Here is a 24439-nt window from a genome sequence, read left to right as displayed (position 1 = left end):
CCATTATCTCTTTTATATTGCAAGAAAACTAAATGGATTATAAAATCTTTATTCGTGAATAATATAATAAAAATAGTAAATGATGATTTTCTCCATAACGCACCACTAATCTGTGCTATTATTGCCTGCGTGCTTGCACAGGTGGTAAAGCCATTTATTGCTGTAGTTATGGGATATAAATTTGATAAGCATATGTTTATAACTACAGGAGGTATGCCATCCTCTCACTCATCAACAGTAACTGCACTTACTACCTCAATAGCTATTTCGCAGGGTGTTGGCTCTGTAGCCTTTGCAATTAGCCTAGTATTTGCATTTATTGTAATGCATGATGCTATGGGAGTTAGACAGGAGGCAGGAAAGCAGGCAGAGGTAATAAATGAGTGGTCTAAAATCCTTTCTCAAATCCATGAGGATGGATTATTTAACCAAGAGCACTTAAAAACAATGCTAGGACACTCCTTCTCACAGGTTCTTGCTGGCCTTGTATTAGGCTTACTAGTTGGTATAGTAGGAACATACCTAATCATCTAATAGTTAATAATCACTAGGGAGAAAAACTATTCAGTTAATAATCATCTTTGACGATTATTAATTAAAATTGTAGCTTACTCCTATGAATTGGTTAGAAAAACATATTACACTTCAAAACTATGATGATAAAAAGGCAGAAAGAGAAAATGCTTACACACATTTCTTTGGCTCCTTCTTATCTATTATTGGATTATTTTTAGTTGTCTTAAAATTTAAAAGCACAACTGAAATATCACTTAAAATTGGGTTTATTATCTTTGCACTATCCAATGTTTTGCTCTACACAGCATCGGGACTATACCACTATTTAGAAAAAGGTAATGCGAAAAGAATTTGTAGAATCCTTGACCATAGTAATATCTACTTCTTAATAGCAGGAACCTATACACCAATACTTTTGTATGTAGGAAGTACAAAGTGTATTTACTTAACCTTCTTCATGTGGTTTTTAGCTTTGATAGGAGTTTGCTTTACACTAGTATTCTGGGGACGCTTAAAGCCTCTTCACCCTATTTTATATCTATTAATGGGCTGGTGTCTTGTACTATTTTGGAACGACGTTGTTCCCTATGTTCCACATGAATTAATTTATTATCTAATTGGAGGTGGCTTAACCTACTCTATTGGAGTTGTGTTCTATGCAATTAAGAAAATACCTCACTACCACGCTATTTGGCATCTATTTGTTCTAGCAGGATCGTTATGGTTTTATATCGGACTATATAGAACACTTTTATAATTTTTTTTATCATATGTTTCTATGGGTAAGAAACAGGAAAAGGCAGAAAAAGAAAGAATTAAACGTCTTGAAGCTTTTGATAACTACTATAGTGCTATCTATAAGGACAGATATATAAAACTTAAAGAAGCTCTATTAAAGGATAATGAGGCTGTTAGCTTTTCTCAAAATCTAATAAGCGAATATTTCCTTGATAGAGCATCCATTTTAGTTGCTCAACTACTTCCACTTAAGGAAGGTGATAATGTACTCGATATGTGTGCAGCTCCTGGTGGAAAAACCTTAGTGATGCTCTCAAAAATGAATGGAAATATTTACCTTACAGCTAATGATAGATCGAGAGATAGAAAGCAACGCTTGGACGAAGTTATTAGATCACACATACCTGAGCAATGGCAGGAGAGAATTAAAACTACCTGCTACGATGCTTCTACTTGGGGCTTACATGAAAAGGAAGTATATGATGCTATTTTACTCGATGCACCATGCTCTTCAGAGCGCCATGTAATAAAAAGTGAAAAGCATTTAGCAATGTGGTCACCATCTAGACCAAAAAGGCTTGCTATAGAGCAATATGCACTTTTAGCAAGTGCCTTTGATGCTGTAAAAAAAGGTGGGTATATTCTCTACTCTACATGCTCAATTAATCCAGAAGAGGATGAAAAGGTAATTGAGAAGCTTATAAAACGAAAAGAGTCTTTATTTGATATTATTAATTTCGATTTAGAGTTTAGCGAGGAGAGAGCCTATGGTAGGATTATCCTTCCAGATAGTGCGAATAATTTAGGTCCTTTATATGCCTGTTTAATAAGGAAGAAAGATGAGTAAGGTTGCAATACAAAGGTGTCAAACCTATGAATATGATTTAGTTTATAGTTCTCTTATAAATATTATTGAGAATTCAGATTTTCCAGCTGTTGAGAATAAAAGAGTACTCTTAAAGCCAAATATTTTATCTGATAGTAAGCCTGAGCTAGGTATAACTACTAACCCTGTAGTTGTTGAAGCAATGGTTAACATAGTTAAAAGTAAGGGAGCAAGAGAGGTCCTAGTTGGTGACTCTCCAGGTCTGCATACGCCTCAATTTCATGGAAAAAACTGTGGAATAGCAGCTGTTTGTGAAAGAACTAATGCAACTTGGGTTAACTTTGCTGATAATCCTAGGACACATAAGGTAAATAGAAAAACTAAGCTTAATATGGCTAGAGTTTTAGATGAGGTTGATGTCGTTATCTCAATTGCAAAGTTTAAAACTCATGAGCTTATGTATTTAACTGGGTGTGTAAAAAATATGTTTGGAACTCTTCCTGGTTTAAATAAAAGTCCATGCCACATTAAAGCTGCATCAAGAGAGAAGTTTGCAGCTCTAATTTGTGATATCTTCAAGGAAAGCCATTGTAACTATGGTATCGTTGATGGAATTATTGGTATGGAAGGACCTGGACCTGCTAATGGAACACTAAGACAAATTGGCTTATTAATTGGTTCCTCTGATTGCTTCGAGGTAGATGAAGCGATGAGAATAATCATGTCATACAAGCAGGATGACATTCCAATATTAAATGAAGGAAAGAGAAAGGGATTAACTAGCTTAACACCAACTTGGACATTATTAGATCCAAATGACTTAATAATTAAGGATTATAGGATTGTAGATGTTGCTAAAAAGGAAGGTCTTATTAAATCTCTATTAATTCCTTTCTTAACACGTGGTTCTGATAGAAAGAAGGCTCAAAAACGCCCTACTCCAAATTTTGATGAAAAGCTTTGTATTAGGTGTAAGCGCTGTATCGATATATGTCCAGCACGAGCACTTAGCTTAAAAAATAATGTTGTAACACTTGAGGAAACAAAGTGTGTAAGATGCTATTGCTGTCATGAAATGTGTCCAGTAGCTGCTATAACAATTGAGAAGGATAAATAATGAATAGTGTGTTTTTTGTTAATAGCATTGCACTAGGTATTGGACTTGCGATGGATGCATTCTCTGTTTCATTAGCAAATGGCTTACATGAGTGCAAAATGACAAAGAAAAAGCTTGTTTTAATTGCTTTTACCTTTGCATTCTTCCAAGCCTTAATGCCAATGATTGGATGGGTATGTGTTCATACTATTATTAATTATTTTAAAGCACTAGAGAAGATAATCCCATATATTGCTTTAGCATTGTTATCATATATTGGTATTTCAATGTTCTTAGAAAAAGAGGAAGAGGATGAGCATGAAGCGTGTACTATTCTTAGCTTCAAGAAGCTAATTATACAAGGTATAGCGACTAGTATTGATGCTCTATCTGTTGGCTTTACGATTGCAGAATATAATTGGTTTTACGCTATAACAGCAAGTAATATTATCGCGATAGTAACCTTTATAATATGTACATTTGGCTTAATAATTGGTAAAAAGGCGGGCTCAAAGCTCGGAAGAAAAGCCAATATATTTGGCGGTATTATTTTAATAACTATCGGCTTAGAGATATTTATTTCTAGCTTCTTTTAGCCCCTCTGCTTGATTTGAGGATTTTTGCATAATAGGGCTACTAAAAAATTTAATAGCCCTCTAAAGCTATTACTTTGCAAAGTAAGCCTTCATATCCTTTTCAAACTTTTCAGCAGTAATATTAAGCTTATTAGCAGCTATTTCCTTTGTAATTATTCCATCACGGGTTAACTCATATAGAGTTTCACACTTTCCTTCACGTTTTCCTTCGCGTTTACCCTCACGCTTGCCTTCACGCTTGCCCTCAAGCTTACCATCATTTTTTATATCTTCAATTGCCTTACACATGTTATATCCTCCATCATTTGGAATATCTACCTTCATTATTGTTTCTAATAACTTAGCAGTTTTATAATCAAGGTTCTTAAAGGCCTCTTCACTATTAATATAACTTAAAAGCGCCTTTTTATCTTCTCTTCCTTTACTTTCATAAAAATTAACCTCCTAATTAGATTATTGGTCCAACTAGAAGGTCACAGGTAAGTCCCCTATCATTTTATTTATTAGTTAAATCATATTCTCTTAGCTGGTTTCTAATTGACGTACTCCCACGGGCAAGCCCATGGGAATCTGGCCATGGTAACGACGGTTGCGTCCCGAAGGATGTCTTACACTGTCTCTGGCCCGCGAGACCCGTCCGGCCTCGCCTTATGATCTAGGCGTCCTTCGCCTGTTCCATTCGATTCATGATACGCTTTGCCTCAGCTAGTATGTTCACCGCGGCATTCACGTCCCTGTCGTGATACACCCCGCATTCCGGGCAGGTCCACTCACGGACACTGAGGTCTTTGGTGCTCGGCCACACATGTCCGCATGCAGAGCAGGTTTGGGACGACGGGTAGTACCGTCCAATCCTGATGACCCTGGTCCCGTACTTTCGGGCACACCACTCCAGGATTTCCACAAACTCCGAAAACGCATAGTCGTGGACCTTGCGTCCCCACATCCTCGCCATACCCTTGATATTAAGGTCTTCTATGGCTATGACGCCGTACCTTGAACAGAGTTCATGGCTTAGCTTCCAAAACCAGTCCCTGCGTCTGTTCGCGATGTCCTGGTGCCTGCGGTACAGTGCCTTCAGTGCACGCTCGTATCCGTTGCTCCCCATCACCTTACGGCTCAGGGCACGATTCGCTTTTCGGACTTCGTTTACTCCTTGTCTGAAAAACTCTGGGGACCTGATCACACTGCCGTCCGACAGCGTAAGAAACATCTTGAGTCCGAAGTCCATGCCGACCTCACCGCGTCCGTCCCTGGTTTCACGCATGGTGACGGGGCTGTCTGTGGTGACGTAGACGAAAAACTCTCCGAGTATGTTGCGCTTTACTGTTATGGTCTTGATTTTGATCCGTTCCAGGAGTCCGTCATAGGAGTCCCAGTATCTGTAGATGTGTCCGTTTATGCTGATACGTCCGCCAGTAAGGAATCTGTATCCCGCCTGTTTGTAGGTGACGCTTTTGTACTTTTTAACCTTGCGACGACGGGGTGGCGAACATTTGACTCCATTCTCCCTGTTAGTGAAAAACAGCCGGTACGCCCTGTATATCCTGTCGGTTATCTCCTGTACCGCCTGACTTCCTACATATCGCCAGTGACGGTTTTCATCCACGTTACGAAGGTTACGGAGCTGTTTCTGGAGTTCATATTTATCCAAAAGCTTCCCTGTTTCGGTATAGTGGTCCTGTATGATTGTCAGTGCCGTGTTGTATATGATTCCGGCGATATTTATCATATCACTAAGGTATCCGAAGTCATCGCTGCCATACAGTTTTACTGTCAGTGTTCGCATGACATCATTATAGCACATTTTATGGCATTACGCATTACCGCCTTTCATCTCACGGTCAAGGCGCGTGGGTTTTCTCGGCGGTTAATTTGTAATCTTCCCTTAGCAGCTCTTAAGCATGCCTCTAAGACTGGATAATCCTTTTCGTCTAATAATCTGTTTATCGCATCAACTAGTACAATACCATTGTTTACTACTACACCAATTAGGGCAACAATACCAACTATAGAAAAGAGAGTAAAATCATTTCCTGTCCATATGTGAATCCAAATTACACCAATTAAGAGTAGAGGTATAGTTGCAAAGATAATAAATGGGTTCTTTAAGCTCTCAAATTGTCCTGCCATTACAGCATATACTAAGAATAGAGCTAGTATTATTACTGTTATTATATATGGCATATAGCTTGCAAAATCATTCATCTCACCAGCCTGCACTAGCTTTACTCCATCAGGAAGAATTAAATAGGAATCTAATATTCTATTAACTTCATTTTGTGCATAAGAAGCAGAATAACCATCCTTAGCATTTGCTGTTACGTGATTTACTCTCTCCTTATTTTCTCTACTTATTCTTGCTGGTGCTGTATACTCCTCGATTGTAACTAGCTCTTCAAGAGCAATAGTACTACCGTTTGCAGGTATTCTTAATGCAAGAATATCTGTAAGAGATGACACATCCTCATCACGAAGCTTTACTACAACAGAATAGGTTTCATCTACAGATAAGGTTGTTAACTAATGTTCTTGCAAGTTAAAGATAGGACGATACTGCAGCTGACTCAACAGATTGAGCACTACTACTATATGTTAGCTCTGCAAGAGTTCTTTGTATAGCAGCACTTTCTTTCTTCCCGATTAAAGATGTTCCTATACTCCAGCTTATACCTGCATTTACATTTGCACTAAGTGGTGTAAAGGTTCCTGTAATAGCAGATCCAGTAGTTGTAGCTGTACCCGTTAAGGAAATATTTGGCAAGTACGATGATAATACCGACGCAGAACGAAGGCTTTGCTCTAATTGTTCTTTTTCAATAGCAAGAGAAATACTATTAAGCTTTGTACTTTCAATTGCATCATTAATAGTAACCTCTTTAGCAAATAAAGAACCTAAGGATAGAGTGATAAACAATAATATGATTATCTTTTTCATCTTTAATCCCTCCTAGCTTAAGAACTTTATTCGTATTAAGCTTCTTTTTTGATGAATCAAAGCTGAAGAATGAATAGTATTAAATGAAGATTAGATACACTTTGTGTATTGTATGAAGAAAATCTATTAAATTATATAAATAATTTAAAAAGTGACATTTAAAAGCTCAAGGATTTTTAAAAGATTTTATAAAAAACCTTAACTTAGATAACCCTTTATTTAACTACAAAATAGATAAAGCTAAGAGCTTTTTCTCTCTACAAGCACTACTTGATAATAAACAAATTAATTGATAGCTTTCATCCTTGTATGTCAATAGATTTGGTTAAAGAGCTTAATAGTGAGCAGGCAAAAGCTGCAGCGAATATAAATGGTCCTTCATTAATAATTGCAGGGGCAGGTTCTGGTAAAACTAGGATGCTGACCTATAGAATTGCATATATGCTTGAGCAAGGTATCCAGGATAGAGAAATCTTGGCTTTAACTTTTACAAATAAAGCAGCTAAGGAGATGAAGGAACGTATTAGTGAGCTAACTAAGGGTAATTATAAACACATTACTGCAACGACCTTCCACTCCTTTGGTCTTGGCTTATTAAAGCAATATATCCAGTACTTAGGTTATAAAAATAACTTTACAGTTTATGATACAAACGATAATACATCTCTTTTAAGAAATGTTATCGTAACACTTGGCTATGACCTCTCAAATTATAATATAAGCTCTCTATTAGCTCTTTTTTCAGATATAAAGTGTGAAAGACATAAGGAAATACAAAATAAGGATAGCGCCTTAGAAGAGATTTACAATGAATTTATAGCAACTCAAAAGGCCTATAACGTTGTAGATTTTGATGATTTAATTTTACTTCCAATTAAAATATTTGAAAAACGTCCTGACGTATTAAATATTGTTCAGGAACGCTATAAATATATTCTAGTTGATGAGTTCCAGGATACTTCTTTACTTCAGTATAAGTTTATTACTTTAATAGCAAAGAAATATCAAAATATTGCTGTTGTTGGTGATGATGACCAATCGATTTATTCATGGCGTGGCGCTAACTATCAAAATATTGTTAATTTTGAACATGATTTCCCTACTCTTAAGGAGTTCAAGCTAGAAAGAAATTATCGCTGTAGTGGTAATATACTTGAGGCTGCAAATACGATAATTACTCATAATGAAAAGCGAAAGGAAAAGAAGCTCTGGACAGAGGACTCTAAGGGAAGTCAAATATATGTAACTAGTAACGAGGATGAGGAAGAGGAAGCATATTACATAGCTCAGCATATAAAAGATCGCTCTAGAAAGGAGGGTCTTGCCTACTCTGACTTTGCAGTTCTAGTAAGAACAAATGGATTATTATCAAAGCTTGAAACAGCCTTGATGGAAAACTCTATCCCAACTCAGGTTTCTGGTGGCCAAAGCTTCTTTGATAGAAAGGAAATTCGTGATCTACTATGCTATTTAAAGGTTATAGTAAATATTGATGACGATGTTTCACTTTTGAGAATTATCAATACTCCTAGAAGAGGTATTGGTAGAGTTACAATTGAAAAGCTTCGTCAGCATGCAGATAAAAAGAAAACCTCTCTTTTTGATGCACTATCAGATTTTGCTTATGCTGCCGATGCTCCTGTAAGTGGAAAGACAAAAGAGGCTTTAAAAAACTTTGTCCAAATGGTAATTGGTTGGCAAAATTTAGCTGAAAATAATCAAAAGGCTAGCTTGCTATCAACAATTATTGACGATATTTCCTATAGAGAAAAGCTACATGAGGACTACCCTGATAGTCCTAAAAGTGTTGACTATAAAATGCAGTCATTAGAATTCTTAAGACAAAGAATAAGTCGTTATGAAAAATCTAATCCTGATACCTCTCTTCGTGATTACCTAAATCTTGTTATGATCTTAGGTGAAGAAAATAGTGATGTGGAGAAAGGTAAAGTAAATTTAATGACTATGCACGCAGCTAAGGGCCTAGAGTTTAATACTGTATATTTAGCAGGAATAGAAGATAATATTATCCCTTCTAGCCGTGCATTAGAGGAAAATCCGGCAAATATAGAGGAAGAAAGAAGGCTTTTCTATGTTGCAGTTACTAGAGCAAAAAAGGAGCTAACTATTACCTATTGTGAAAATAGAAAGGATAGAATGGGAGAAAACCATCTCTGTCTTCCATCCCGATTCATTGAGGAAATTCCTAATCAATTGATAAGTAATAAGGTTGCAGGAGAGGAGGAAACCTCAACTGAAGATAAGCTTGCAGCATTAAGTGCTATGCTTGAAAAGCTTAGGAAAAAGTAATTCTTCTTTTTAATTCTTTCATTTGATATGAGACAAAGAAGTACAGTGGATAGTGCTTCTTTTCTCTATTATTTAGCTCTTGGCGATAATTATTTATCTTTACCCATTTATATTTTATATACTCGTCGGAGTACTCCTTATCACCATTAATAGTAGGACGATTTGTTAAGCTTATATGAAAAAGAATCCATTTATATTTTCCAAAACCAAGGCTATGAATTGGATTTTTATCAATTTCTTCTTTATTTATTTTAATACCGCTTTCTTCATAGAGCTCTCTAATAGCAGTATCTAAAAAGCTATTATCTTTAGCTTTATCATAGCCACCCCCAATAAAAGCCCAAGAAAGAGGATGCTTTCTTAATTGAAAAAGTACCTCATCTTTATAAGTAATTATAATTCCTGCGCCAGAATAGCCTTCTGTAATATACTTATATAAAGCTTTCATTGTTATGATATTTATTTTAAATCAAAATAATATTTAAATTAATTAAAAATTATATAATTCATATAATATTAATCAATCAATTTTATATGAAAAAAAATAATTAATTTTTATATTTCTTTGCAAACTCTTTCAATGCAAATCTAATACCAGCAGCCCAACCTAAACCTAAATCAGCGAAAAGATCTTCTAGTTCTGTTTTAAAGGAAGGCTCAATAGAAAAGGTTGTTAATATTTTCTTTTCCTTATCCTGGCGAGCAGAAGCAAAGACCTCCTTAGCCTTTGTTTCACTTGGACTAAAAAACTCATTTGACAAATTATCATTACCTGATTTTTTTAAAGCCATATTTATTGTTTCTCCTTATTACTTCCAAATATCTTTATCGAGCTTTTCAAAAGCCGCAATTGTAGAGTCCTTCATACCTCGGCCTTTGATTTTAAAACCCTGAGGTGCCTTTCCTGCTTCCTGACATTTTCTAAATATAGGGTCAACAGGAATTAAATATACTTCATAATTCTTTGCCTTTAGTGCCGCGGCATATATATCTCTGTGCTGCTTAATTCGTGAGTCATAAGAATTAATGATAACCTTGTTATGCTTAACACTCGCTCTCATATTCTTTCGAATCTTAACAAGTTCATGAATAAAGATTTCAAGACCATCTAAACTAAACACTTCACTTATCATTGGCGAAACTACTTCATCACTAGCAATAAGTGCACTTCTTTCTAATCTGCCAAGGCCTGGTGAAAGATCAAGAACTATTCTCTCAAATCCAGCGCTTGCTTCTGCAATTAAGTCCTGTAAAACAAAAGGCTCTTCAGCAAGCTTAGTTTCAGAATAAAGCTTTAAAGTCCCACCAATACCAAAGGTAGGTAAAATATATAAATTATCTACAGCAGGTACTTTCACTATTGCATCATTAACATAGCATTTTCCCTGTAAGACATCTGCAAGTTCATATTTAGGAGGTTCTTTTAAAAACCAAGATGAAATATTACCTTGAGGATCGCAGTCAACAATTAATGTTTTATGACCACCAAGCGCAGACTGACATGCAAGGGTTCCAGATATAGTTGTTTTACCTACCCCACCTTTCTGCAAATGAAATGCGACAGTCTTAGCCATAAATCCTCCACAAATTAAAATTATAAACTTAAATATCAAAAGCTACAATAAATAAAATCAAATAAATTATCTATGATTAAAAAATGATTTATTAATGCTATTGTTTTTATATAATATTTATAGTTTTATTAATATTTTCACTACAAATAATATATAATTATTTTACAGTTTAGTAATAAAAAATTTTCTATAATAATTTTCATCATATTTAATAATATTTATTAATAATCCTAATTTGGTATATTTGTTTTTTATTTACAATTATCGATTTACTAATTCCTATACTAATAAATAATACATTTTATTTTATTAGTATGCTTTTTCATTTAACTTTAACACAGAATTTATTTAAAATATTCTACATTTAGTATTATTTGCAGTTTGCGTCATTTGACGGTCGCAAATGCGTTTTAGAACGGCCGTTTTGCAGAGCATAACAGCCGCTCATTTTTGTTATTTGACCATAACCTATCGGGTATTGATCTTGATTGTGTAGTGTTTTGTAGCTCTCTTCATAATGGAGTTTGCTGATACCTCATCGTTGAGTATCATAGCCTTCCAGTTATCCGGATCCCGCTGAGAACAAACAATAGTGCTTTTCCTCTGTTCGTTACGTTTTTCTAATAGCTCAAAAAGGATTTTAATCTCCCGCTCATCCATGATTGTGTGGAGCAGGAAATCGTCAAGAATAATCAGTTCCCATTTGAGATACTTCTTCATCTTTCGAGCATATCTCTCGTAATCCTGCTCTTTAAGAGCTACCATGCTTTCCAAAAACTCTTCACTATGGAAGTAACCAACGTTATACCGATTACAGGCTTTAATGCCAATTGCTTTTGCAAGATATGACTTCCCCGCATCTGATTCACCAAGGATGCATAGATTGTAACCTCTTTCAATGAAATCAAGAGAAGAAAGTACTTCTGTTATACCTGAGGGCAAATACTCACGTTTATCAGAATCAACACAGTCTGATAGTTCCTCTGGAGAACCTTTAAGATGTGCTGCTGTCAGTCGGTTCTTAAGTGTCGTACTGATCTTTTCATGAAACTGTGGCCCAATCAACTCAGCAATAAGAGTAAGTCGATCCATTTCAAGAAACCCTGGCTTATGATACAGATCATCCAAAGTAGCAGCCATTTTTGAAAGCTTTAGTTCATTTAGTTCATCAACGAGCTCGTTAATTAGTGAGGTTCCTGTAAGCATTATTTATCGACCTCCTCTCGCATCTGATCAGCAAGAAATTTGCTGCGTGATAAAAGGGTATCAATACTGGAAGCTTCTGGAGGCATTACAAATCCACCTCGTACCAGTTCTTTCTTTGACGGTACGGAGTGACGATATCCAGCGACTCCAAGATCATCAGCAATAACAGATATCGTATTCTTGATAAAAGTGTATTTCTGCTTGTTAAGTGCAATCGCCTGCTTACAGCACTCTTCAAGTGCTTTATTACTATAATTTTTTGTAAAGTTTAGTATGCCTAAGCACATACGATAAGTCTGAACCTCATAAGGTCTAGATTTTAGGATTGTGCGAATAACAGACTCAGTATTCTTGCCGACAAGCTGAGCTTTTTGTATAAAGTAAGGGCCATTCCACTGGCTAAATCCTTTATATGTGTCAGGCAAGTGATTAGGATTGGTTGACCACTGTCCTTTACGGGTTGCTCTAGGCCATTCACAAAGGTACTCTCCGGTAAGAGAATAAATACGAACAACAGTTGAAGAAGCCTTGATAGATACTTTCTTGTGAAGATATGCTTTGTCTACGCTATAATAAGCATTGTCAAAGCGTACGTGGAAGTCGCTTGATACCTTTGCCGTTTTTCTCTCCATGTACTCGTAATGCATGGAAGGAAGCGGCATCAATTCAAGTTTTTCCTCTTCCCAATAGAAGTATCTATTGTATTCTTTCTTCTTAAACGGCTCTTTATTCAGAGCCTCCAGTTCCTTCCAGAGATCTCTATTAAACTGTTCCAACGAAAAATACTGATGCTCTTCAAGTTTGTGAAATAACCCTTTCTCAAGAATGCCCACTGCATTTTCTACAGAGCTTTTGAACTTCGGCTTACGAACCTTTGCTGGAAGAATAACAGTGCCATTGTGCTCTGCCCAGTCAGCATAATCCTTATTTAACTCAGGTTCAATCCAGTCCCGATTGACAGTGACAGCCTGTTTACAATTATCACAGACAACTAAAGCAGGAACTCCACCAAAGTAATCGAGGGCATGATTATTGACCTCAATCCACTGTGGTTCTTTTGTGGAGAGCATTCCTTCTGCATAAATATACTGAGAATACGGAAGTATTGCCACAAAGACAACGATAGTCATGATTTCCCCAGTAAGAGGATCTGTCATGTTGAAGGTTTGACCAGCAAAGTCAACCTCCATCTTCTGAGCTATTACAGCATCAAAGTGGGCAGTCTCATAATTCTCTTCGCACCATTTGTTGTAGAGTTCACAGTACTGACGGTATTGGTAGAAGCGCTTTCCTTCTTCCGCACATTTTTTAGAGTATCTGTTCCAAAGAAAAACCAAAGTCATGTTTTTTCTTGTTGCCATGAGTCTAGCATCTGCTTCATAGTCTGGATACTCTATACTTTCATTTCTTCCTCCTGATCCAGGTACGGAACCATACACAAGCTCTGCGATTCCATAATTTGTGATACCAGGCGGAAGGGGGTAGGAAATAGATTCACATTTGTCAAATGCTCTTAAGAAGTCATTAACCCCAGATTTACTTACGCCCAATTGTCGGGCAATTTCACTTCCAGATAGTGAAAGTGCATAGTGTTTGATAATGATATCCTTGTAATCAAGCATACATTATCCTCCTTAATAAATGTATTTTCATCCTTTAGAATGAATACATCCATTATCATGGAGACATAGCTATTAATAAAAGAATAGGCGACCGTTTGGCTTCGCATTTCGACCGTTTGGCTCTGCAAAGTAGGCCGTTAGCTTACGCTATATGCATTATTTTGGTAAATCTAGAGCTATTCATTAACTAAAATATCAAACTCCTTTTCTAAAATATTTTTAATTTAATAAATATTAGAAATAGCAATGAAAGAATTAGACACGACAATATAGTAAATTTTCTAGAAACTCCCCTATTACATAATTATAAGTAAAAATAGTAATAGAATAATTAGCACCAATTGTCGTAACTAGTAGATCTCTAACTATTATCCTAAGCACTATTAGTTTTATTTATTATCTTAGTATTAGCACCACTATAAAACAATATTTGAGGCTGCTTCATCCTAAAATCATTTAAACTTCAAATAATTCTTTGACTGCTGCCTTATTCTGTAGACTTGTAGCTGCATGACTTTTATACAATCAGATTTCTTTTTAATATCTTATAAATTAGTTTTAAAATAATTTATCAACTTATTATTTCTGAACGGATTTGAAAAAGCATAATAAAACCGAGTTCATTTTATATTCATAAAAGTTGAGATATACAGATAAGAAAATTCAACAATCTAATAATATCTCCACTGTTTTCATTATGACAGGTTTCTCTCTTTAGTTTACACTAAATGAAAAGTTAAACTATAACTCAGGTATTTTTATAATCAATTGCGATAAGTAGAACATGTTGTATATATCAGTTATTTACTGCTTATTATTTTAGTGCTTCTTAAGATGTTACGAATGCTAGTACTATAACTAATATTACACATTTAAGTTATAGTTTTATTCTATATGTATCATTAACTAACATTGTTAGAATACTGACAAATTATTTATGAAAACTTCCTATAGTTTTTTAGTATGATACAGCTAACTCTTAGAAACTTTTTTCTTCTTATTATTTTTTCAATTCTAAAAAAAAATCTTCATTGAGCATTCCATGATGCTCTTAGATGATCTAATGAAATAATTAACTTATTTAGTTCCATAAAATATTAATGCTGCTTCTAATTAGTAATAGAAGCACTTTTGTTGAGATTAGGAAACACAGAAGAATTAGCAATTGGTTAAAACATATATTTTGAACCAAAGACTCTCTTATAGTTACTTGCAGCATTCTTTAAGAAAACTTACTTCAGATAAGTTTTCTTAAAATTAATATTGCTTGAATATTCTAGTATTCTGAAAATAATCTCACACATAAATATAAAAAATGAAAATTTTAATATTTTATCCATAATTATGATATCTATTATAATTTATTTTAACAGAAATAATTATTATTTTAATAATAGAATATTATATTTCTTATATTAATAATAAATGTATATAAATTGTTTTTATATAATTAAAATATTTTTTTATTAATAATATTCAATATAATTATATTATTTCAAATTATAATTATGTTTATGAAATATCATTTTTATATGAATATTTATAATTATTATATTATTTTTATTAAATAAAATATTAGTTATAATAGTTTATAACGAATTATACTATAATTTCTTTAAAAACATTAATTATAACAGTCTAAGTATCATATTATTTTAATATATAAGCATAATATATAGTGCTTTTAAAATTTGGGCTTTAAAACCATGATTTTTAAATAGAGTAAGAGTATTAGAATTTAATAATTAATATAATTAAACACATTCTTTTTATAGTATTCTTCAGTTTAACTAAGAAAGTAACATTATGTGGTAATCATTATGATATTGCTATTACACCTTCAACTAGGAGCAATGGTAGATTTCAAGTTAAATATTTAATATATGGTTGTTAGCTTGTTAATTAGCTTCTCATATACTTTTAGTTATTTAGGAAAAATCTCTATGGCTTACTGATAATTCTTATTTAAAAGCACCGGTAATCTAAAAGAGAGCACCAGTGCTAGTAACAACTTCAGAACTAATTAGATAATAAGTATAGAAGCAGAATAATAATCTCTTATATTAATGTCTCTACGTGTATCATACAGAGTTCAGAGAAGATGCGATTAAAAATGCTTTCATATTGATTAGATTCAACAAAGCGTGTATACCACTTGAGGTTTATATTGATAATAGATTTTGTTGAATGCACTTCAGTGCGTTTTTAGACAATTTAAAAGATGAGGTTTATGTGTTTATCAGAGAGTGTAATTCCAAACCACTCATCAAGAATCAAAAGTTCCATTTTAACCAGTTTTGAAACAAACCTCCTACTCTGTTGGGCTAACTTTAGACAATCAAAGTCTGTACAAAGGTCGGGTAAGCAATAATAGAGCCATCTTTTTTTCTTGAGAGCAAGCCATTGTACCAATGAAACAAGCGATAAAAGACTTACCGCAACCAGAAATGCTATTAGCAGCCATAATTTCAAAAGCCTGAAATGAAATTCTAAGGGGAGAATGCTTGTAATGATATTATAATTTTTTATGCTGTTTAATTGCGATGATTAATGGTGCTAATGGTGAGATTATATTAATAGAACTAGGTGGAGTTTATATGAGATAGGATGATGCTAAAGTTGATACAAATAGGGCTGATGAGCGAGAATACTCAATATAATAAATTACATGGCTTATTTTCTAAATGTGTTTTCCGAGCAAAGTTACCATGATAATCTCAGTTAGTATTAGTTTTAATATATTTATTATAACAAAGTTATAATATAGTATTTAAAAAAGATATCTTTATTAAATAATCTAATTAATAATTTAAATTATTACAAATTATTTCAATATTTAAATATATTATTTATATAGTTTATCTATATAATTATTATATATAATTTATAGATATATTTATATTTTTTTATTAATGTTTTATATAATTTCATTAAAAATATAATAATTAATATTAATTTTTATATTATATTTTATGTTAATCAAATTATTATTATATTTATTTTATATAATTTATATTCCAAATTTTATTACTAGAGATTGTTTTAATCAAATGCTAGAATACTTTTATGAATATTGTTAGTTGGAATGTAAATGGTCTTAGAGCAATAACTGGAAAGAACTTTTATGATTTTATAAATGAATTCAATCCTGATATTCTCTGCTTACAAGAGACAAAGATCCAAGCGGGTCAAATAGATTTAAATTTAAGTGAATATGAACAGTATTTCTGCTATGCAGATAAAAAGGGGTATAGTGGTACTGCAATATTAAGTAAGGTAAAACCACTTAATGTTAGCTATGGCATTGGAATTGATGAGCATGACCATGAAGGAAGAGTTATAACGGCAGAGTACGAAAACTTCTATTTAGTATGTGCATATATACCTAATAGTCAAACAGAATTAAAACGCCTTGATTACAGAAGAGTTTTTAATAGCGTAATAGAAGAATATTTAGTTAATCTTGATAAGACTAAGCCTGTTCTATTTTGTGGTGATCTAAATGTAGCTCATAAAGAGATTGATATTAAGAACCCTAAAACAAATTTAAGAAATGCAGGATTTACTATTGAAGAACGTGATGACTTTACTAGATTACTTTCTAGAGGATTTACTGATTCCTTTAGAGCATTATATCCAGATGAAGTTAAATACTCTTGGTGGTCCTACAAGTTTAAAGCAAGAGAAAAGAATACAGGATGGAGAATTGATTACTTTGTAGTTTCAAATCGCTTTATGAGTGAAATTAAGGATGCATACATTCTTAATGAGGTAATGGGTAGTGACCACTGTCCTGTTGGCATTACAATTTAACTTACTTAACGGTTTAATTAAAATAATGACCATAAAGTATTTCGCTTTATGGCCATTACTATTCTTATAAGGTTAGTTTAAGTATTCTGGGATCTCACCACGATTATTAAATATCTTTCGTTTTTGAGTATCCAAGATCTTCTTACACATTCTAATAGCATTAGGTGTTACTTCTACTAATTCATCATCCTTAATAAACTGTATAGCTTGCTCAAGAGAAGGCTTTACAACAGGTGTAAGAGCAACAGCCTCATCCTTTCCCGCAGCTCTAAGGTTTGTAAGCTTTTTAGTTCTAGTAGGATTAAGCATTAGATCCCCTTCTCTATTTCTCTCACCTACAACTTCACCTTCATATACCTCATCACCAGGAACAATGAACATTCTACCTCTATCCTCAAGCTCCCATATACCATAAGCTACAGCTGTACCAGCTCTATCACAAATAAGAGAGCCTGAGAATCTGTCAGGGAAATCCCCCTTATATGGTTCATAGCCCTTGATATAGCTATTCATTATGCCAAAGCCCTTAGTATCTGTTAGGAATTCATCTCTATAGCCAATGAGTCCACGTGAAGGTATTTCAAATCTTATCTTTACTCTATCACCAGCTGTATAGGTGATATCACTGATTATTGCCTTACGCTTTCCAAGCTTCTCCATAACAACGCCACTAGATTCTTCAGGGCAATCTATTAATAGAACCTCGATAGGCTCTGTTTTTCTACCCTCACTATCGGTTTTAAAGATGATATGAGGCCTTCCAACACAAAGCTCAAAGCCCTCTCTTCTCATCTCCTCAACGATAATAGCCATTTGGAATTCACCTCTACCCTTTACAGTAAAGGTATCATCCATATTTTTCTCAATTCTAATTGAAACGTTTCTTAAGGCTTCCTTCTGTAAGCGTTCCCAAATTTTAGCGCTTGTAACAATTTTACCGTCGCGACCAGCTAAAGGTGAGATATTCTTTGAAAAGAGCATAGAAACAGTTGGTTCATCAACTTTAATTCTTGGTAATGCTTTTTTCTCTTCCTTAGTACAAATAGTATCACCAATTGATACATCACTTACACCAGAGAGAACTACTATATCACCTGCAGAAATAGAAGGTACCTCTTTAAATACAGGACCATCATAGGCTTGGAGTCTAGTTACTCTAAGGTTTTCTTCTCTATCTTCCTTTAAACATACTAGAGAATCATTTGTACTAGCGCTTCCGTTTATAACCTTACCAACAGCTAAACGACCAAGGAAATCTGAATATGATAAATCACTTACAAGCATCTGGAAAGGTTCCTCATCATCATATTCAGGTGCAGGAATGTAAGAGACAATACAATCTAATAGCTGGTAGAGGTTATCCTTAATATCATCTAACGATGTGCCACAAACACCTGCTCTACCATTAGCATAGAATACAGGAACCTCTAGAATACTTTCATCAGAGCTAAGCTCCAATAAAAGATCATAGACCTCATTTAAAACATCCTCAGCTCTTGCATCAGCACGATCTATTTTATTAATTACAACTATGACAGGAAGATTCTTACCAAGTGCTTTCTCTAATACGAATCTTGTTTGAGGAAGAGGTCCTTCAGCTGCATCACAAAGTAGAACTACACCGTCTACCATGCTGAGTCCTCTTTCTACTTCTCCTCCGAAATCTGCGTGTCCCGGAGTATCAATGATATTAATCTTTACACCCTTATAGTTAATTGCACAGTTTTTAGCACTAATTGTGATACCTCTTTCTCTTTCGATATCACCAGAGTCCATGACTCTATCTACATCCATGCCCTTACCAACTAAGCCACTCTGCTTAAACAGTGCGTCAACCAATGTAGTTTTACCATGGTCAACGTGAGCTATTATAGCGATATTTCTTATATTCTCATTACGTTTTAACATTGCAATGGAAAAATATCACAATAGCGCAAATATGACTACTACTATCACATATTTTTTTATCTTATTCTTTACTATAGATAAAGTTTTGAGGTTAATATTAAAAACTTTTACCCCAATATTACACTTCCTAATATTGGGGTATCGCGAGAACTATTTATTAATTATAAGCACTGCTTAAGAATTTCTATTATTTCATCCTTTGAGCACTCTCTAGGATTTACAATAATTGCTCCATCATTTATTGATAAAGCTGCAACAGCTTCAAAGCATTTAGGATCAACATTATAGCTAGAAAGCTTTAAGCTCATATCAGCCTTCTTACTAACAGAGCTTAAAAAGTCCTCTATCGCATCAATAAAGGCTTCAGCTCTCTTACTCTTTTCAACCTTTACATACTCTTCAGCTCCAACAAATGCTAAGAATAATCTCTCATACTCTTCTCTGCAGTAATCTAAATTAAAACGCAAGCATGGTACAAGCAAAATAGCCATTGCAAGCCCATGTGGAACCTTAGCAATACCACCTAATGAATGACCAATAGCATGAACTAACCCAACCATAGAGTTTGAAAATGCACTTCCAGCTAATAAAGAAGCATTAGCCATGTTAAGTCTAACTTTCTTATCAGAGCCGTTAGTTATAGCATTAATTAGATTATCTTTAATTAATTGAACAGCAGCTAAGGCATAGCTTTGGCTAACAATATTCTTTTGCAAGCAGTAAAATGATTCTAAAGCATGAGTTAAAGCATCAAGGCCTGTCATTGCTGTAACTCTTTTTGGCATACTAGTACAAAATCTTGGATCAATAACAGCAAGGTCAGGAAGTAAAAATTGACTTACAAATTCCATCTTAACATGCTTTTCATTATTCTTTATTACAGCAATTTGAGTTGCTTCACTACCGGTGCCACTTGTAGTTGGGATTGCAACTAATGGGACGCTTTGTCCCTTTGGAAGTACTTCACACCCTACAAATGATAAAATATCATTACCACCCTGACTAATTAGCATTCTCAAGCTCTTAGCTGTATCAATAACAGAACCACCGCCAAGAGCAATAATAGAATCTGCATTTACTTTTCTATATTCGTTAGCAATTTTATTTACTACCAAAATATCACTATCAGCAGGAATATCTGTATAAATAGATGCAATTTTTATTCCACCAGTTACTAGAGCATCAGATAGTGTTTTTACACTACCAATATCGTTTAATACCTTATCTGATAAAACCATAGCTCTTGAGCAATTTAAAAGCTTTAATTCAGAAGCTATATTTTCTAGTGCATATGTACCACTTAATATTTTGCCAGGATTAGAAAACTCAAAATACATATTAAACTCCAAATATTACTTTTCTGTATATTGTCAAAGAGCTTCTCTTTTTTTCAGGTAAAGCCTTGAGTATTCTTTTTGACATAATTGATGGAAATAGATAAGCCTCAGTAATATCTATAGCTCTTACTAAGCTCATAGTTTTTGATATATCACCTGTTAACATAAATCTATGCTCTGAGTAGGCTCTAGATATCCCAATTTGACCAGTTAATACTAAGAAAGCTGCATCAAGACTTTTAAATGTGATAATAATATCAGCACTTTCAAGCTTATTAACCTTAGAAAGCTTATTACCATTCTTAATCAAATAAAGAGATGGTCCATGTATTGAGCATTTTAAGGCAACTGAAAGGCCATTTTCCCAAGATTCAAATTCCTTTCTTATATTACTATCTTCCTTTGCAAGAACCTTAATAGCTCTATATAAAAAAACAAGAACAATATTACTAATTATTGATTTTAATTTGATTAATAGTTTCTTAGATAAACGAATATTACTCATGACTTTATAAAATACAATTTTTACAAATGTGTCAATATAGACGTATTTTAATATTATGTATTATTAATATTTAATTTTCTCTAAGCACCTATCTGAGTTTATAATCTTTGTTATGAAAAATAAGTTATCAAAAAGATTATGGCTTTCATTTATATTAATTGGCTTAGCAGGACAATTAGCATGGTCTATAGAGAACATGTATTTAAATGTGTTCTTGTACAATACAATAATTCAAAACACATCCTATATAGCTTCAATGGTTAGTCTTTCTGCTATTACAGCTACACTTACTACCTTTTTGATGGGTATTCTTTCAGATAAGGTGGGTAAAAGAAAGGCATTTATCTCTTTTGGTTATATTCTTTGGGGTCTTTCTACTGCTGCCTTTGGCTTTGTTAATAATAATCTAGTTAAAACTGCTACTACAGCAGCAGCCTTAGTTGTTGCTCTTGATTGCCTTATGACCTTCTTTGGATCAACAGCTAATGATACAGCATTTAACGCCTATGTAACAGACCAAAGTGATGAAAGTAATAGAGGCAAAATTGAAGGTGTATTATCTTCCTTATCTTTAATCTCAATGCTAATCATATTTGGTTTATTTGATGGCTTTACACAAAGAGGAGAATGGAAAACCTTCTTCGCTATCTTTGGAATTATTAACATTGCAACTGGAATACTTTCTTTATTCCTGCTTAAGGATGATAAATCTAACATAACAAAAGAAAGTCATGTTATTAAAGGAGTTATCTCCTTATTAGCTATTTCTGAGATAAAAAAGAATAAAACACGATACCTTGATTTAATTAATATCCTTTTAATATCAACATCACTACAGGTATTTCTTCCATATTTAATTATTTATATTCAAGAATATCTTGGCTTTAAGGATTACGCATTAATGCTTGCAATAGTTTTAACTAGTGCTTCAGTAATTTCAATATTAGCAGGAAGATTTGCAGATAGCTTTGGAAAAAGTAAAACTGCCATTATTGCAATAGCTGTAATGTTTATTGGTTCTATATTAATGTATTTCTTTAGAAGCTATGCTTTATGTACTATAGCAGCGCTACTTGTTATGTCTGGCTATCTTGCTACAGTATCCTGTATAAATGCAAATCTAAGAGATACAACACCAAAGAATTTAACAGGCTCATTCCAAGGTATTAGAATGGTTTTTACAGTTGCCATTCCTATGATAATAGGTCCATTTATTGGAAATACATTAATTAAGAATTCAGGAAGAACCTATACAGAATTAGGAGTGATAAAGGATGTTCCAACTCCAATACTATTCTTAGCGACTGCTATTATCCTTATACCACTTTGCTTGTTAGTTTGTATCAGATTAAAGGAGGAAAAGAATGCTTCATCCAAATAAAAAGCTTGAAAGACCAATAGAATTACTTGATGGAATTTGGGATTGTGAAATAATTAAGGCTCCTAAGGTTGATACATCATTTAATTCACAAAATGAAGTAACGCTAAAATATAATCCTCCTAAGTATACTAAGAAAATAACTGTACCCTACTCTCCTGAAACAGAAAGAAGTGGTGTTAAACATACATTACTACCAGATGATGAGCTTTGGTATAGAAGGTCATACATATATAAAATGAGCAATAAAAAAACTTTTATACACTTTATTGCTGTTGATTGGAGAGCTGTATTATTTGTAAACAAAGCTCTAGTAGCTATTCATGAGGGTGGTTATACACCTTTTGAAGCAGATATTACTAAGTATTTAAATGAAGGTGAAAACATAATTGAAGTTAAGGTACACGACTTTAGTGATACCCAGCCTTACTGCAGAGGAAAGCAAACATTAAAGCCTCATGGAATGTGGTATCGCTGTCAAAGTGGAATATGGCAAAGTGTATATATAGAAGAACGATCTAACGAATATATAAAAGATATTTACACTGAAACCTTAAATAAGGATAAAGCTATAGTAATTATTAGTGCTACATCAAATGATATTGCTACTATAGATTTTGGATTTTCAAAGATAAGTGTTGAAACAAATAAAGAATGTATGATTGATATCTCCAGGCTTGAGCTTTGGAGTCCTGATAATCCTAAGCTTTATCCAGTTAAAGTAGCCTTCAAGGAAGATAGAGTTTCTTCATACTTTACATTCAGATATCTATCTTATAGCGATGATAATAGATTCATGTTAAATGGCCAAAAATTCTTCTCTAATGGTGTTTTAGATCAAGGATATTCACCTATTGGTTATTTAACAATGAATGAAGAGGAAATTGAAAACGATTTAACATTAATTAAGAAATTAGGATTTAATTCTTTAAGAAAGCATATTAAGGTTGAGCCTCCAATGTTTTACTACCTATGTGACAAAATAGGTCTTTGTGTATGGCAGGATATGGTATCTGGAGGGAATCCAACAATCGTTGCTGCAAGCTTACCAGCTGTTATGCAGAGCTTTAAGCTAATAGATAAAGACCACCATGCACTTTTTGGCAGGAAGGAGCAAAAGGGTAAGGATGAGTTTATCCAAAGTGCTGAAGAAACTATTAAAGCTTTAAATAATTATAAATGTATCATCCTTTGGACAATCTTTAACGAAGGCTGGGGACAATTTAATAGCACTGATGTATATTTACACCTCAGAAATCTTGATAAAACTAGATTTTTCGATAAAACATCGGGTTGGCATGACCAAGGTGATGGAGAAATAGCATCATATCACTACTATTTCCAGGAATATAAATTTAAAAAGGATAAAAAAGAAAGAGCAACTGTATTATCAGAGTTTGGCGGTAATATATTTAGAATTAAAGATCATGTTTATAATGAAAAGGATTTTATATATAAGAAAATAGAAACAGAAGAGGAATTTCTTCAGAGGCTTAAAGAACAATTTAATAATATAAAAATACAAAAGGAAAAGGGCTTAACAGGAAGTATCTATACACAAATTAGTGATGTTGAAGAGGAAAGTAATGGATTTATTACTTTCGATAGAAAGGTCATAAAATCATCTATAGAGGAACTAAATAAGATAATAAGTATTTAAAAATAAAAGTTATACAATTAATATATAATAATTAATTTAAAACAATTAAATTATTATAAAATTAATTCAAAGTTTTATATTTTATTAGATATAAAAATAATAAAAAAAACTGGCAGCGACCTACTCTCCCACACACAAGGTGCAGTACCATCGGCGAAGAAGCGTTTCACAGTCGTGTTCGGGATGGGAACGTGTGTTTCCACTTCTCTATGGCTACCAGCAAATTCATAAGGAGCTTTAAGTATTAAAGGTCATATGAATTATCTATTTAATAATAAATAAAAGACATAAAAAAACCTGGCAACGACCTACTCTCCCACGGACAAGCCGCAGTACCATCGGCGAAGAAGCGTTTCACTGTCGTGTTCGGGATGGGAACGTGTGTTTCCACTTCTCTATGGTCACCAGGAAATTCA

General features: G+C 33.6%; 20 protein-coding genes, 2 rRNA genes and 1 pseudogene. 9 read left to right on the top strand and 14 right to left on the bottom strand.

The window, feature by feature from the left end:
* Window positions 1-54: 54 nt before the first annotated feature.
* From FYJ80_RS09150 to FYJ80_RS09130, 5 genes are all read left to right on the top strand, one after another.
* The gene (locus FYJ80_RS09150) at window positions 55-534 is read left to right on the top strand and encodes a divergent PAP2 family protein (RefSeq protein ID WP_328596770.1); all 480 of its coding nucleotides are present in this window, start codon (window positions 55-57) and stop codon (window positions 532-534) included.
* Window positions 535-616: 82 nt separating this feature from the next.
* Window positions 617-1273, top strand: a complete 657-nt coding sequence (gene trhA, locus FYJ80_RS09145; protein WP_154426180.1) for a PAQR family membrane homeostasis protein TrhA — start codon at window positions 617-619, stop codon at window positions 1271-1273.
* Window positions 1274-1294: 21 nt separating this feature from the next.
* A complete protein-coding gene (locus tag FYJ80_RS09140) occupies window positions 1295-2101 on the top strand; it encodes an RsmB/NOP family class I SAM-dependent RNA methyltransferase (protein WP_154426178.1) in 807 nt (268 codons plus the stop codon).
* Window positions 2094-3197 carry a DUF362 domain-containing protein gene (locus FYJ80_RS09135; protein WP_154426176.1) on the top strand — a complete coding sequence of 368 codons (1104 nt, stop codon included), beginning with the start codon at window positions 2094-2096 and terminating at the stop codon, window positions 3195-3197. Before FYJ80_RS09140 ends, FYJ80_RS09135 begins: the two co-directional genes overlap by 8 nt.
* Window positions 3197-3772, top strand: coding sequence for a manganese efflux pump MntP (locus FYJ80_RS09130; protein ID WP_154426175.1), 576 nt, complete (start codon window positions 3197-3199; stop codon window positions 3770-3772). Before FYJ80_RS09135 ends, FYJ80_RS09130 begins: the two co-directional genes overlap by 1 nt.
* 69 nt (window positions 3773-3841) lie before the next feature.
* On the opposite strand, the gene FYJ80_RS09125 is transcribed toward FYJ80_RS09130, so the two are convergent.
* From FYJ80_RS09125 to FYJ80_RS09110, 4 genes and pseudogenes are all read right to left on the bottom strand, one after another.
* A complete protein-coding gene (locus FYJ80_RS09125; RefSeq protein WP_154426173.1) occupies window positions 3842-4096 on the bottom strand; it encodes a resolvase in 255 nt (84 codons plus the stop codon).
* 331 nt (window positions 4097-4427) lie between these two features.
* Window positions 4428-5561: an RNA-guided endonuclease InsQ/TnpB family protein gene (locus FYJ80_RS09120; protein ID WP_206361051.1), complete on the bottom strand. Its 1134-nt coding sequence runs from the start codon at window positions 5559-5561 to the stop codon at window positions 4428-4430.
* 44 nt (window positions 5562-5605) lie between these two features.
* Window positions 5606-6265 (bottom strand): annotated as a pseudogene (locus FYJ80_RS09115) (efflux RND transporter permease subunit); the annotation flags it as partial.
* A 46-nt stretch (window positions 6266-6311) separates the two neighbouring features.
* On the bottom strand, window positions 6312-6710 hold the full coding sequence (locus FYJ80_RS09110; protein ID WP_154426170.1) for a TolC family protein: 399 nt from the start codon (window positions 6708-6710) through the stop codon (window positions 6312-6314).
* A 309-nt stretch (window positions 6711-7019) separates the two neighbouring features.
* Here FYJ80_RS09110 and FYJ80_RS09105 point away from each other — a divergent pair, with 309 nt between their 5' ends.
* Complete coding sequence (locus tag FYJ80_RS09105; protein WP_154426169.1) at window positions 7020-9020, top strand: ATP-dependent helicase; 2001 nt, start codon at window positions 7020-7022, stop codon at window positions 9018-9020.
* Here FYJ80_RS09105 and FYJ80_RS09100 read toward each other — a convergent pair.
* The 5 genes from FYJ80_RS09100 to istA form a co-directional block, all read right to left on the bottom strand.
* A complete protein-coding gene (locus FYJ80_RS09100) occupies window positions 9007-9468 on the bottom strand; it encodes an NUDIX domain-containing protein (RefSeq protein WP_154426168.1) in 462 nt (153 codons plus the stop codon). The two genes, FYJ80_RS09105 and FYJ80_RS09100, sit on opposite strands and share 14 nt — an antisense overlap.
* Before the next feature lie 100 nt (window positions 9469-9568).
* Window positions 9569-9811, bottom strand: a complete 243-nt coding sequence (locus FYJ80_RS09095) for a hypothetical protein (protein ID WP_154426167.1) — start codon at window positions 9809-9811, stop codon at window positions 9569-9571.
* Window positions 9812-9829: 18 nt separating this feature from the next.
* Window positions 9830-10594: a ParA family protein gene (locus tag FYJ80_RS09090; protein ID WP_154426166.1), complete on the bottom strand. Its 765-nt coding sequence runs from the start codon at window positions 10592-10594 to the stop codon at window positions 9830-9832.
* Between the two features lie 468 nt (window positions 10595-11062).
* Complete coding sequence (locus FYJ80_RS09085; RefSeq protein ID WP_154426165.1) at window positions 11063-11800, bottom strand: ATP-binding protein; 738 nt, start codon at window positions 11798-11800, stop codon at window positions 11063-11065.
* Window positions 11800-13422, bottom strand: coding sequence for an IS21 family transposase (gene istA, locus FYJ80_RS09080; protein WP_154426164.1), 1623 nt, complete (start codon window positions 13420-13422; stop codon window positions 11800-11802). The genes FYJ80_RS09085 and istA overlap by 1 nt, the downstream gene beginning before the upstream one ends.
* A gap of 3066 nt (window positions 13423-16488) precedes the next feature.
* Here istA and FYJ80_RS09075 point away from each other — a divergent pair.
* Window positions 16489-17235, top strand: coding sequence for an exodeoxyribonuclease III (locus FYJ80_RS09075; RefSeq protein WP_154426163.1), 747 nt, complete (start codon window positions 16489-16491; stop codon window positions 17233-17235).
* Window positions 17236-17307: 72 nt separating this feature from the next.
* Here the strand turns inward: FYJ80_RS09075 and typA are convergent, their stop codons facing one another.
* From typA to FYJ80_RS09060, 3 genes are all read right to left on the bottom strand, one after another.
* The gene (gene typA / locus FYJ80_RS09070) at window positions 17308-19143 is read right to left on the bottom strand and encodes a translational GTPase TypA (RefSeq protein WP_154426162.1); all 1836 of its coding nucleotides are present in this window, start codon (window positions 19141-19143) and stop codon (window positions 17308-17310) included.
* A 161-nt stretch (window positions 19144-19304) separates the two neighbouring features.
* On the bottom strand, window positions 19305-20480 hold the full coding sequence (locus FYJ80_RS09065) for an iron-containing alcohol dehydrogenase (RefSeq protein WP_154426161.1): 1176 nt from the start codon (window positions 20478-20480) through the stop codon (window positions 19305-19307).
* A gap of 1 nt (window position 20481) precedes the next feature.
* Window positions 20482-20985, bottom strand: a complete 504-nt coding sequence (locus FYJ80_RS09060; protein WP_154426160.1) for a hypothetical protein — start codon at window positions 20983-20985, stop codon at window positions 20482-20484.
* A gap of 112 nt (window positions 20986-21097) precedes the next feature.
* Here FYJ80_RS09060 and FYJ80_RS09055 point away from each other — a divergent pair, with 112 nt between their 5' ends.
* The gene (locus FYJ80_RS09055) at window positions 21098-22366 is read left to right on the top strand and encodes an MFS transporter (RefSeq protein WP_154426159.1); all 1269 of its coding nucleotides are present in this window, start codon (window positions 21098-21100) and stop codon (window positions 22364-22366) included.
* A complete protein-coding gene (locus FYJ80_RS09050; RefSeq protein ID WP_154426158.1) occupies window positions 22350-24023 on the top strand; it encodes a glycoside hydrolase family 2 protein in 1674 nt (557 codons plus the stop codon). The genes FYJ80_RS09055 and FYJ80_RS09050 overlap by 17 nt, the downstream gene beginning before the upstream one ends.
* Window positions 24024-24130: 107 nt before the next feature.
* Here the strand turns inward: FYJ80_RS09050 and rrf (FYJ80_RS09045) are convergent.
* A 5S ribosomal RNA gene (rrf, locus tag FYJ80_RS09045) occupies window positions 24131-24244 on the bottom strand.
* Between the two features lie 74 nt (window positions 24245-24318).
* Window positions 24319-24432: ribosomal RNA gene (gene rrf / locus FYJ80_RS09040) — 5S ribosomal RNA — on the bottom strand.
* Between the last annotated feature and the right edge of the window lie 7 nt (window positions 24433-24439).

It is taken from the genome of Bullifex porci, assembly GCF_009695635.1.
GTDB lineage: Bacteria > Spirochaetota > Spirochaetia > Sphaerochaetales > Sphaerochaetaceae > Bullifex > Bullifex porci.
Note: the sequence above shows the minus strand (reverse complement) of the source record. Positions and strands in the feature narration are given on the sequence as shown.